Genomic DNA, 12,706 nt, shown 5'->3' on the forward strand with positions numbered 1-12,706 from the left:
ACGCCCTTCGCTCGCGACCCGGCACGAGGCCGGGTCTCCGCAGCGGGTGCCGTTACTTCTTCTTCGGCGCGATCATCATGACCATCTGCCGGCCTTCAAGGCGCGGACGCGACTCGATCACGATGTCCTCGCCCAGGTCGGCCTCGATCCGCGCCGCCATCTGCCGGCCGAGCTCCTGGTGGCTCATCTCGCGGCCACGGAAGCGGATGTTGACCTTGACCTTGTCGCCCTCTTCCAGGAAGCGGCGCATGTTGCGCAGCTTGATCTGGTAGTCGCCCTCGTCGGTGACCGGGCGGAACTTGAGTTCCTTGATCTCGACCTGCTTGGACTTCTTCTTGGCCTCGTTGGCCCGCTTCTGCTGCTCGAAGCGGAACTTGCCGAAATCCATGATCTTGCAGACCGGCGGGTCCGCATTCGGCTGGATCTCGACCAGGTCGAGGCCTTCGTCCTCGGCCATGCGCAGGGCTTCGTCGCGCGACAGGACGCCGATCATCTCGCCATCGGATCCGATCACGCGCACGCGCGGGACGCGGATCTCGTGGTTCTTTCGGTTTAGCTTCTCGGGGGTGCTGATTGTTCAGTCTCCGGGGGTGGTCTGGACGGCGCGCCGGCCGGGCCGGCGGCGCCTCTGTGTCTTACGCCAACTGCTGCGAACGCAGCGTCTCGGCGAAGGCGGACACCGACATTGTGCCCAAATCTTCCCCGGAACGCGTACGCACCGCCACGGCGCCGTTCTCCTTCTCGCGGTCCCCGACCACCAGCAGGTACGGCACCCGCTGCAGCGTGTGCTCGCGGATCTTAAAGCCGATCTTCTCGTTGCGCAAATCGGCCTCGACCCTGAACCCTTGATTTGCAAGGGTTTTCCGGACCTCGTCCGCGTATTCAGCCTGGGCGTCGGTGATGTTCATGACCACCGCCTGGACCGGGGCCAGCCAGGCCGGGAAGGAGCCGGCGTGGTGCTCGATCAGGATGCCGATGAACCGCTCCATGGAGCCGACGATGGCCCGGTGCAGCATGACCGGGTGCCGGCGCTGGCTGTTCTCGTCCACGTACTCGGCACCCAGGCGGCCCGGCATCATGAAGTCGACCTGCATGGTGCCCAGCTGCCAGGTACGGCCGATCGCGTCCTTGAGGTGGTACTCGATCTTCGGGCCGTAGAAGGCGCCCTCGCCCGGCAGCTCCTGCCACTCCACGCCGGAGGCGCGCAGGGCCGAACGCAGCGCGTCCTCGGCCTTGTCCCAGGTGGCATCGTCGCCCAGGCGCGAATCCGGGCGCAGCGCGATCTTGATCTGGATGTCCTCGAAGCCGAAGTCGGCGTAGACCTTCAGCGCCTGCTCGTGGAAGGCGCGGACCTCCGACTCGACCTGGTCCTCGGTGCAGAAGATGTGGCCGTCGTCCTGGGTGAAGCCGCGCACGCGCAGGATGCCGTGCAGCGCGCCGGAGGGCTCGTTGCGGTGGCAGGAGCCGAACTCGCCGTAGCGGATCGGCAGGTCGCGGTAGCTGTGCAGGCCCTGCTTGAAGATCTGCACGTGGCCGGGGCAGTTCATCGGCTTCACCGCGTAGGTCCGCTTCTCGGACTCGGTGAAGAACATGTTGTCCTTGTAGTTGTCCCAGTGGCCGGACTGCTTCCACAGGCTCACGTCCAGGATCTGCGGGCAGCGCACCTCGCCGTAGCCGGTGCTGCGGTAGATCCGGCGCATGTACTGCTCCACGACCTGCCACACCGACCAGCCCTTCGGGTGCCAGAACACCAGGCCCGGGGCCTCTTCCTGCAGGTGGAACAGGTTCTGCTGCTTGCCGATGCGGCGGTGGTCGCGCTTCTCGGCTTCCTCGATGCGCTGGATGTAGGCCTTCAACTGCTTCTCGTCGGCCCAGGCGGTGCCGTAGATGCGCTGCAGCTGCTCGTTCCTGGCGTCGCCGCGCCAGTAGGCGCCGGAGATGCGCAGCAGCTTGAACGCCTTGAGGAACCGGGTGTTGGGCACGTGCGGGCCGCGGCACATGTCCACGTATTCCTGGTGGTAGTACAGGCCCATCGCCGTGACCTCCGGGCCCATGTCCTCGATCAGGCGCAGCTTGTAGTCCTCTCCGCGCTCCTTGAAGACCTTGATGACCTCCTCGCGCGGGGTCATCTTCTTGACCACGTCGTAGTCCTGGGCGATCAGCTCGCGCATGCGCTGCTCGATCGCGGCCAGGTCCTCGGGGGTGAACGGGCGCTCGGAATAGATGTCGTAGTAGAAGCCCTCGGCGATCACCGGGCCGATGACCATCTTCACGTCCGGGTACAGCTGCTTGACCGCGTGTCCGACCAGGTGCGCGCAGGAGTGGCGGATGATCTCCACGCCCTCCTCGTCCTTGGGGGTGATGATGCGCAGGGTGGCGTCGTGGTCGATGACGTCGGAGGCGTCGACCAGGCGGCCATCGACCTCGCCGGCCACGGTGGCCTTGGCCAGGCCGGCGCCGATGGACTGGGCGACCTGCATGACGGTGACGGGGGCTTCGAACTCGCGGCGGCTGCCGTCGGGAAGGGTGATCGTGATCATCTGGAGCCGGGATTCGGGATTCGGGATTGGGGATTGGGGATTCGAGTGGCGGGAGCCGGGCGGGCGGGACGGCCTGGCCGACCCCGGATCTCCAATCCCGAATCCCGTTGGCCGCATCGCGGCCAACAAAAAAGCGCCTCGAGGGCGCCAGCTGGAAGTCCGGGGCCTCGGCGGCGTTCAGCGGTGGGCGGTGGTAGTGCTCATGTCGCACGCTCGGCCGGCGTTTCCGCGGGCCACCTTGTGACTGCCGCGCCGGCACCCTGCCGGCCGCGATGGCGCCGATTCTACCCCGCCCCCGGGACGGCGCAAACCCGGCGCCGGCGGTGGCATCATGCCACCTGCACCACGGGATCCGGTCCGGAGGGGGGGCCGGGCGCATGAGCATCAAGGGCAAGGCCACATCGCTGGACATCGCGCACCTGGCGGGGGTCTCCCAGCCGACGGTGTCGCGCGCCCTGCGCGGCAGCCCCTCGGTCAACCCGGAGACCCGCGAGCGGATCCTGGCCATCGCCCGGCAGCTCAACTACAAGGTCGACAAGAACGCCTCCAACCTGCGCTGCCAGCAGTCCGGCACCCTGGCCCTGCTGTTCTTCGAGGACCCGACCCCGGACGACTCGCTGATCAACCCGTTCTTCCACTCGATGCTCGGCTCGATCACCCGGGCCTGCGCCCTGCGCGGCTACGACCTGCTGGTCTCCTTCCAGCAGCTGTCGACCAACTGGCACGCCGACTTCGAGGACAGCCACAAGGCCGACGGCCTGATCCTGCTCGGCTACGGTGACTACCTGGAATCGGAGTCGAAGCTGCAACAGCTGGTGGCCCAGGGCACCCACTTCGTGCGCTGGGGGGCGGCCCTGCCCGGCGAGCCGGGCGTGTCGATCGGCTGCGACAACTTCCAGGGCGGCCACGACATCACCGCCCACCTGCTGGCCCGGGGCCGCCGCCGGATCGCCTTCCTCGGCCATGCCTCGAACCACTACCCGGAGTTCTTCGAGCGCTACCGCGGCTATGCCGGGGCGCTGCGCGCGGCCGGGCTGGAGCCGGACCCGGCGCTGCAGGCCGACGCCATCACCACCGAGCAGGCCGGCCATGCCGCCGCGCGGGCGCTGCTCGACGCGGGGGCGCAGTTCGACGCCCTGTTCGCGGCCAGCGACCTGATCGCGCTGGGGGCGATGAAGGCCCTGCGCGAGCACGGCGCGCGGATCCCGGAGGACGTGGCGGTGGCCGGCTTCGACGACATCGCCATGGCCAGCTTCGTCCAGCCGGGCCTGTCCACCGTGCAGCAGGACACCAAGCAGGCCGGCGAGGTGCTGGTCGACAGCCTGATCCGGCTGATCCAGGGCGAGCGGGTGGAAAGCCGCACCCTGCCGGTGAAGGTGGTGCTGCGCGGCTCCAGCGGCGCGGGCTGAGGCCGGCGCCGCCTCCCGGCCGGTTTACCGCCCGGCCATCAGCGCGGCCAGCCGCGCCTTGAGGTCGGCCCGGGTCACCGGTTCGTCGAGGAAGAACACCCGCACCCCGTGCGCCGGCACCTCGGCGCGCAGCTCCCGCCCGACCTCGAGCGTTTCGCCGCTGAAGCCGTCGCGCCAGCGCCCCGGCTGCAGGTACTCGCGCACGCTGATCGCCTGCGCGCGGCCGCCCTTGTTGAGCAGGACCAGCGCGGTCTGCGCCTGCCCGTCGTGCTGGTAGACGCGGTAGAACACCGCCTGGTCGCCGCGCAGGCGAACCGGCACCTGCAGCCCGCGCTGCAGCGCCGGCGACTCGCGGCGCAGGCTGGCGATGCGCTTGAGGTTGGCGTGGATCGGGCTGGCCGGCGCGGCGGCGATCCGCTCCTGGCCGAAGTAGGCACGGTTGCCTCCGTGCTCGGCCTGGCCGCGCATGAACCCGGTCTCCGAGCCGTAGTAGACGACCGGGATCCCGCGCGCGGTGAACAGCCAGTTGTGCGCGTCGATGAAGCCGGCATCGTCGGCGTCGAGGCGGCGCATGTCGTGGTTGTCGTAGAACGTGGCCAAGTCGTAGACGTTCGCGTACGGGCCGCCATCGAGGTGCAGCGCCTCTTCCAGGCGCTCGAAGCCGGCACCCTTGCGACCGAACACGTCCTCCATGGCCTGGCGCATCGGGAAGTCGAGCACGCTGATCGAGCCGTTCTCCGGCAGGGTGAACTGGGCGATCTTCGCCGCGTCGTAATCGAAGGCCTCGCCGAACATGTACATGCCCGGGTGCTTGGCGCGGATGCGTTCGGCGAACTCCTTCCAGAACGCCAGCGGCTGGTGACGGATGGTATCGATGCGCAGCGCGTCCACGCCCTGCCCGATCCACTGCAGGTAGGCGCCGACCAGGTAGTCCATCACCGCCGGATTGCTGGCGTCCAGGTCGGACAGCTGCGCCAGGTCGGGCCTGGTGTTGTAGAACGCGTGCAGCGGATTACCCGTCGGGTCGAGCTCTTCCGGCGGCAGGTTCTGGTGGTCGGCCACCAGCTTCCCGTTCGCGTCGAACAGCTGGCCGTACTGCGGCTGCGCCACCGGCATGGTCCACGCCGGCGAGCCGTGGTTGCCGACGATGTCCAGCACCGTCTTCAGCCCCTGCGCGCGCAGGCCGGCGGTCAGCCCGGCGAAGTCCAGGTCCGTGCTCGGCAGGTGCTCGTCCAGCCGGTAGAAATTGACGCCCCAGTAGCCGTGGAAGCCGGTCTTGCCGCGGTCGGTGAGGAAGCCGTCGCAGCTGATCTCGTCGCCGCCGGTGAAGGCCTGGTCCGGGTTGTCCACGATCGGGGTGATCCACACCGCGGTGAAGCCCAGGTCGCGGATGTAGCCGGCGTTCTCGAGCAGGCCGCGGAAGTCGCCGCCGAGGTAGCCGACATTGCCGACCTCGCCGTCGCAGGCCTCCTTCAGCGGGATGTCGAAGGTGCGCAGCTCCGGCCGCGCCGGGTCCACGCTCTGGTCGCGGTGGTCGTTGGCCGGATCTCCGTTGGCGAAGCGGTCGGTCATCACGAAGTAGATCGACTCGCTGGCGAACGGCTCCAACGTGCCGTAGTAGTCGTCGGCAAGCGCGCTGCCAGCCAGACCGAGCAGGGCGCACAGCGCGAGGATGCGACGGCGGCTCATGCCCCCGCCTCCACCGCACGCACTTCCACGGCGCGCGGCACCGCCAGCGTGCACAGGCCCGCCAGCAGCAGGCTGGCGCCGCCGATGGCCAGCGCCCACAGCGGCTGGTTGCCGAACAGCGACTTCAGCAGGAAGCCGAGCAGGCTGGCCGCGACCAGCTGCGGGATCACGATGAAGAAATTGAAGATGCCCATGTAGATGCCCATCTTGGCGGCCGGCACGCTGTCGGAGAGCATCGCGTACGGCAGGGAAAGGATCGACGCCCAGGCGAAACCGACCCCGACCATCGACAGCAGCAGCCATTGCGGGTCGCGCACGGCCAGGAAGGAAAGCAGGCCGGCCGCACCCAGCAGCAGGTTGACCAGGTGGGTGGCGCGCAGGCCGAGCGCGCGCACCATCCACGGGATGGCGATGGCGGCCAGCGCGGCGAAGCCGTTGTAGGCGGCGAACAGCACGCCGACCCAGTTGGCGCCCTCGTTGTAGACGGCCGACGTCGGATCGTTGCTGCCGAAGTGGGTCCCGGCCACGGCCGCGGTGGTGTAGATCCACATCGCGAACAGCGCGAACCAGGAGAAGAACTGGACCACGGCCAGGCGCCGCATCGCGCCGGGCATGGCGTGCAGGTCGGCGACGATGGCCGGCAGCATGCCGCCCGGCCGCAGCAGGCGCGAGACCAGCACCAGCACGCCGTAGGCGGCGAGCATGCCGGCCAGCACGTAGAGCATCCGGTCCCAGCCGTGCGCGGCCACGACAGCGGCGAAGGCGAGGCCTGCAGCCAGCCAGGCCAGCGCCGGGCCCACGGAGGCCTTCGCTGCGGGGGCCGCGGCATGCGCGGCGGCGTCACCGGGCTCCTCGAACGAGGCCAGCACTTCCGGCGGGTACTCGCGGCTGCGCAGCACGGTCCAGCCGATCGCCGCGAACAGCACCGCCCCGCCGAGGTAGAAGGCGTAGCGCACCGTCCCGGGTACCTCGCCGGGCCCGGCGGTATTGGCCACGCCGGCCTTGGCCAGCAGCCACGGCAGCATGCTCGCCACCACCGCGCCGACGCCGATGAAGAAACTCTGCATGGCATAGCCGCTGGCGCGTTGCGAGGTGGGCAGCTGGTCGCCGACGAAGGCGCGGAACGGTTCCATCGCCACGTTGATCGAGGCGTCGAGGATCCACAGCGTGCCGGCGGCGATCCACAGCGCAGGCGAGTTGGGCATCACGAACAGCGCCAGCGTCGCCAGCAGCGCGCCGGCGAGGAAGTACGGCCGGCGCCGGCCCAGGCGGGTCCAGGTGCGGTCGGACAGGTAGCCCACCACCGGCTGCACCAGCAGGCCGGTCAGCGGCGCGGCGATCCACAACCCCGGCACCTGGTCCATGTCCGCGCCCAGGGTCTGGAAAATGCGGCTGGCATTGGCGTTCTGCAGGGCGAATCCGAACTGGATGCCCAGGAAGCCGAAGCACATGTTCCATATCTGCCAGAACGACAGACGCGGTTTGCGTTCCATCAGGCGGTTCCCCCCTCCGGGAATCACGGGATGCGATGTGGGGCCATGGTAGGGGCGCGGTGCGCGCGGCGCACAGCCGGTGCATACGTATTCATTGCCCGGAGGCTGGAAACGCGCGGCCGTCTGCGGGAATAGTGGAAAGGCCACGCCTGCGCGGCGCTACCACGTACAGCGGATCCCGGGAGGGGACATGCACGATCCAACCTGCGGCGGCGACGTCCGCACGCTTCCTTGCGCGCCGGCCGCACCCGGCGTTTTCCCGCGCAGCGCCGCTGGACGCATGGGCCTGCGCGGCCTGTTCATCCTGCTCTTCGCCGCCAGCCTGCCGGCCCAGGCGGAAACGCTGGCGCGCGTCGCCTCGCCCGGCGGCACCCTGTCGGTGACCCTGGAATCGCAGCACGAAGGCCGCCTCGCCTACCGCGTCGACCGCGGCAGCCGCCCGGTGATCGCACCTTCGCGGCTGGGCTTCCTGCTTGGCGACGGCCGCCTCGAACGCAACCTGGAACTGGTCGGCCAGTCCAGCCGCAGCTTCGACGGGACCTGGGAACAGCCGTGGGGCGAACGCCGCCTGGTGCGCAACCACTACAACGAGCTGCGCGCCAGCTTCGCCGAGAAGCCGCACGGGGGCCGCGACCAGGGCCGCCGCTTCGACGTGGTGTTCCGCGTCTACGACGACGGCGTCGGCTTCCGCTACGAGTTCCCGCGCCAGCCGGCGATGGACGAGGTCCGCATCCGCCAGGAGCTGACCGAGTTCGCGGTCGCCCGCCCGGCCACCGCCTGGTGGATCCCGGCGTTCGAATGGAACCGCGAGGAATACCTGTACGCGCGCACCCCGCTGTCCGAGGTCGGCATCGCGCAGACCCCGATCACCCTGCGCAGCGACGACGGACTGCACATCTCGATCCACGAGGCCGCGCTGATCGACTACGCCGGCATGAACCTGGCCAGGGGCGGCGACGGCGTGCTGCGCGCGGCCCTGACCCCCGGCAACGACCACTCCCCGGCCGTGGTCCGGATGGCGCCGTTCACTACGCCGTGGCGCACGATCCTGGTCGGCGAACGCGCCGGCGACCTGGCCGAATCGAGCCTGATGCTCAACCTCAACGAGCCCAACCGGATCGGCGACGTGTCCTGGTTCAAGCCGGCCAAGTACGTCGGGGTGTGGTGGTCGCTGCACCTGGACGTGGAAACCTGGGGCACCGGCCCGCGCCACGGCGCCACCACCGCCAACACGAAGCGCTACATCGATTTCGCCGCCGCCAACGGCTTCCGCGGCGTACTGGTGGAAGGCTGGAATCCCGGCTGGGACGGCGACTGGTTCGCCAACGGCTGGAACTTCGACTTCACCCGCCCCACTGCCGATTTCGACCTGGAAGGCCTGGCCGCCTACGGCGCCGCACGCGGCGTGCACCTGATCGGCCATCACGAAACCGCCTGCGCGGTCAGCCACTACGAGCGCCAGCTGCCGGCCGCGCTGGACCTGTACGCGCGCAACGGCGTGGACGTGGTCAAGACCGGCTACGTCTGTGACGCCGGCGACATCCAGCGCCAGGACAAGGCCGGCGGCCCGGTGGTGCGCGAATGGCACGAAGGCCAGTGGATGAGCAACCACCACGTGCGCGTGCTGGAAGCGGCGGCCACGCGCCGCATCGCGATCAACTCGCACGAACCGATCAAGGGCACCGGCCTGCACCGCACCTGGCCGAACTGGGTCTCGCGCGAGGGCGCGCGCGGCATGGAGTTCAACGCCTGGGGCCAGCCGCCCAACCCGCCGGAACACGAGGCCAACCTGGTGTTCACCCGCATGCTGGCCGGGCCGATGGACTTCACCCCGGGCATCGTCAGCCTCCGAGGGCGCGGCGGGCAGCAGATCGAAAGCACCCTGGCCAAGCAGCTGGCGCTGTACGTGGTGATCTACAGCCCGATCCAGATGGTCGCCGACCTGCCCGAGCACTACGCCGAGCATCCGGAAGCGTTCCAGTTCATCAAGGACGTGGCGGTGGACTGGGAAGAAAGCCGCGTGCTCGCCGGCGAGGTGGGCGACCATGTCACCTTCGCCCGCAAGGTGCGAGGCGGCGACGAGTGGTTCCTCGGCAGCGTCACCGACGAGGAGGCGCGCACGGTCGAGATCTCGCTGTCGTTCCTGGATCCGGGCCGCCGCTACCGCGCCGAGATCTACCGCGACGGCGACCGCGCGCACTGGAAGACCGCGCCGTTCGAGTTCGTGCGCGAGACGCGCGAGGTGCGCAGCAGCGACCGCTACACGCTGAAGCTGGCCGCGGGCGGTGGCCAAGCGGTGCGCTTCGTGCCGCTGGACTGACCGCCACCCTCGCCGCCTCTGCTGTAGAGCGGGGCTTGCCCCGCTTTACCGCGCACCACAGGGGCAGCGGGGCAAGCCCCGCTCTACAGGAACCGATCACCAACGCACGAGGCATCGCCACGCCCCGTAGAGTCGGGCTTGCCCGACTCCCACGCCTGGCAGCGCAACGCCACCACAGGTGCAGTGTGGCAAGCCCCGCTCTACAGGCGCGCATTCAGGGCGTGCGGCATGCGCGAAGGGCAATGAATACGTATGCAGCCATCTTCCCGCGCGGCAACGCATGCCTACCATAGCCACGCACCGTCACGCCGCCATCCGCGCAACCGATACACGCGGCGACCCGGCACACCACAACCGAATCCGACATTACCTGGGAGGGGAAAATGTTGAACCTTCAGCGCAACCTGCTGAGCGCGGCGCTTGCGTCCGCGATCCTGCTTACCGCCCAAGGCGCGCACGCGCAGGCCGCCACCGCCACTGCCGCCCAGGACGAAACCACCCAGCTGGACACGGTGGTCGTCACCGGCATCCGCCGCGGCATCGAGGGCGCCATCTCCACCAAGCGCGATTCCAGCTCGATCGTCGAGGCGATCTCCGCCGAGGACATCGGCAAGCTGCCGGACGTGAGCATCGCCGAATCGATCGCGCGCCTGCCCGGCCTGGCCGCACAGCGCGTCGCCGGCCGCGCCCAGGTGATCAGCGTGCGCGGCCTGTCGCCCGACTTTTCGACCACGCTGCTCAATGGCCGCGAGATGGTCAGCACCGGCGACAACCGCAGCGTCGAGTTCGACCAGTACCCGTCCGAGCTGGTCAATGGCGTCACCGTGTACAAGACCCCCGACGCCGGCCTGGTCGGCCAGGGCCTGTCGGGCACGGTCGACATGCGCACCATCCGTCCGCTGGCCCATGACGGCAGCGCGGTGATGGTCGGCGGCCGCTACCAGCGCAACTCGCTGGGTTCGGCGGCCAACGCCGATGCCGACGGCCACCGCCTCAACGCGACCTGGATCGGCAAGTTCGCCGACGACACCTTCGGCATCGCGCTGGGCTACTCGCATTCCAATACCCCGATCCAGGAGAACCAGGTCGGCCTGTACGAGCCCTGGCAGCAGCTGGGCGACGGCTGGCGCCCGGGCGTGCCCGCCGGCACCTGGTATTCGGACGGCGCCAAGGCGCTGCGCCGCACCGGCTACACCGACCGCGACGGCGTGATGGCGACCCTGCAGTTCCGCCCGTCCAATGCCTGGACCAGCACCCTGGACCTGTTCTACACCCGCGCCGAGCAGGAGGACACCGCCAACCAGTTCGAGGTCCACCTCGGCGGCTACAATGGCGGCTTCGATCCGGGCCTGGAGCTGACCGGCGTGACCGTCAACGGCAACGGCAGCTTCACCGGCGGCGTGGCGCACAACGTCTACCCGCTGGTCCGCGGCATGTACAACAAGCGCGACGACCGGATCAAGGCGTTCGGCTGGACCAACGAGTTCAACGCCGGCAGCGTCGAGGTCGTGGCCGACATCGGCTGGTCCAAGTCCACCCGTGAAGAGCTGAACCTGGAGAACAACACCCAGCTGTACCCGATGCCGCAGCTGGATTCGGTCGCCATCGACTTCCGCAGCAACGGCTTCTCGCGGCTGGTCCCGGGCCTGGACTATTCCAACCCGGCCGCGCTGTTCCTCAACAACACCATCTACGGCTCCGGCTACGGCAAGGTGCCGAGCGTGGACGACGAGCTGAAGACCTTCCGCCTGTCGGCCAGCATCCCCGCCGGCGGCTGGTTCGCCGACGTCGACGTCGGCCTGAACTACGCCGACCGCGAGAAGGACAAGGTCCAGCCGGAGGGCAACATCAACCTCGGCGCGCAGGGCCCGGTAGCGATCGGCCAGGACCTGCAGTACGGCCTGGTCAAGCTCGGCTTCGCCGGCATCGGCTACATCCCGTCCTGGAACGTGCCGGCGGCGGTCGCCCGCTACATGAGCTTCGAGCCGGTCGACGACCTCGACTACCTGATCTCCAAGGCGTGGACGGTCAACGAGAAGATCACCACCGGCTACGCCCGCGCCAACCTCGACACCGAATGGGGCGGCTTGCCGGTCACCGGCAACATCGGCTTCCAGGTCCAGCACGTCGACCAGTCGTCCTCGTCCAACTACTGGGACGGCTCGCAGCCAGCCGGCAGCCAGGTGATCCCGATCGAGAAGGGCAAGACCTACACCGACGTGCTGCCCAGCCTGAACCTGGCGTTCTCCTTCGACCACGAGCAGATGCTGCGCGTGGCCCTGGCCCGCCAGGTCGCGCGCCCGCGCGTCGACCAGCTGCGCTCGTCGATGGAGTTCGGCGTGGACACCGCCAACCTCAAGCCCGGCGCCAGCGGCGGCAACCCGGAGCTGGATCCGTGGCGCGCCAACGCGTTCGACATTTCCTACGAGAAGTACTTCGGCACCAAGGCCTACGTGGCGGCGGCCTACTTCTACAAGGACCTGCGCAGCTACATCTACACCCAGACCCGCGACGACTACGACTTCACCCCGCAGGTCGCCGCGTGGATGGAGGCCAACGCCGGCACCCTGCCGCCCGGCACCGTCGTGCAGAACACCGGCAACTTCACCGCGCCGTTCAACGGCAGGGGCGGTTCGCTGCAGGGCCTGGAGCTGACCGCTTCGCTGCCGCTGGACCTGTTCAGCGACACGCTGGCCGGCTTCGGCATCGTCGCCAGCGCCAGCTTCTTCGACAGCGACATCGAGATCCTGGATCCGGACAGCGCCTCGAGCGTCGGCAGCGACCCGATCACCCTGCCGGGCCTGTCCGACCGCGTGTACAACTGGACCCTGTACTACGAGCGCAACGGCTTCGAGGCGCGCGTCAACCAGCGCCGCCGTTCGGACTTCATCGGCGAGATCGGCAACTTCAACGGCAACCGCACGCTGCGCTACGTGGTCGGCGAGAACATCACCGACGCGCAGGTCAGCTACACCTTCAGCAGCGGCAGCCTGGCGGGGATGACCCTGCTCCTGCAGGGCAGCAACCTCACCAACGAGGCCTACCGCACCTACGCCGGCAGCAAGGACCGCCCGCTGGAGTACATCGAATGGGGCCGCACGATCCTGTTCGGGGTGAACTACCGCTTCTGACGTCCCTCCCCCCGCCGCGCCCTGCGCGGCGGGTTCCGTCGCGCCGCCCCCGCGGCGCGGCGGTCTTTCTCCACGACCGACCAGGGGAGCCGCCGGGACGGCGGTTCCCGCCGACCGGAACGGA

Annotated in this window: 7 protein-coding genes; 3 read left to right on the forward strand and 4 right to left on the reverse strand. The window is 69.1% G+C overall.

Annotated features, from left to right (window positions below):
- Window positions 1-52 precede the first annotated feature (52 nt).
- Together infC and thrS are read right to left on the reverse strand one after the other, a co-directional pair.
- A complete protein-coding gene (gene infC, locus PSEJ35_RS0100640; protein WP_081720891.1) occupies window positions 53-574 on the reverse strand; it encodes a translation initiation factor IF-3 in 522 nt (173 codons plus the stop codon).
- A 61-nt stretch (window positions 575-635) separates the two neighbouring features.
- A complete protein-coding gene (gene thrS / locus PSEJ35_RS0100645) occupies window positions 636-2,540 on the reverse strand; it encodes a threonine--tRNA ligase (RefSeq protein ID WP_028916092.1) in 1,905 nt (634 codons plus the stop codon).
- A 377-nt stretch (window positions 2,541-2,917) separates the two neighbouring features.
- Here thrS and PSEJ35_RS0100650 point away from each other — a divergent pair, with 377 nt between their 5' ends.
- Window positions 2,918-3,949, forward strand: coding sequence for a LacI family DNA-binding transcriptional regulator (locus PSEJ35_RS0100650; protein ID WP_028916093.1), 1,032 nt, complete (start codon window positions 2,918-2,920; stop codon window positions 3,947-3,949).
- A gap of 24 nt (window positions 3,950-3,973) precedes the next feature.
- Here PSEJ35_RS0100650 and PSEJ35_RS0100655 read toward each other — a convergent pair whose 3' ends face one another.
- Window positions 3,974-5,638, reverse strand: a complete 1,665-nt coding sequence (locus tag PSEJ35_RS0100655; protein ID WP_028916094.1) for an alpha-amylase family glycosyl hydrolase — start codon at window positions 5,636-5,638, stop codon at window positions 3,974-3,976.
- Window positions 5,635-7,131: an MFS transporter gene (locus PSEJ35_RS0100660; protein ID WP_028916095.1), complete on the reverse strand. Its 1,497-nt coding sequence runs from the start codon at window positions 7,129-7,131 to the stop codon at window positions 5,635-5,637. The genes PSEJ35_RS0100655 and PSEJ35_RS0100660 overlap by 4 nt, the downstream gene beginning before the upstream one ends.
- A gap of 280 nt (window positions 7,132-7,411) precedes the next feature.
- Between PSEJ35_RS0100660 and PSEJ35_RS0100665 the strand changes: the two genes are divergently transcribed.
- Together PSEJ35_RS0100665 and PSEJ35_RS0100670 are read left to right on the forward strand one after the other, a co-directional pair.
- A complete protein-coding gene (locus PSEJ35_RS0100665; protein ID WP_037081947.1) occupies window positions 7,412-9,451 on the forward strand; it encodes a glycoside hydrolase family 97 protein in 2,040 nt (679 codons plus the stop codon).
- Between the two features lie 383 nt (window positions 9,452-9,834).
- Window positions 9,835-12,582: a TonB-dependent receptor gene (locus PSEJ35_RS0100670; RefSeq protein WP_028916097.1), complete on the forward strand. Its 2,748-nt coding sequence runs from the start codon at window positions 9,835-9,837 to the stop codon at window positions 12,580-12,582.
- Window positions 12,583-12,706: the final 124 nt, after the last annotated feature.

Origin of the sequence: Pseudoxanthomonas sp. J35 (assembly GCF_000513995.1) — a bacterium.
In the GTDB taxonomy this organism is placed as follows: Bacteria; Pseudomonadota; Gammaproteobacteria; order Xanthomonadales; family Xanthomonadaceae; genus Pseudoxanthomonas.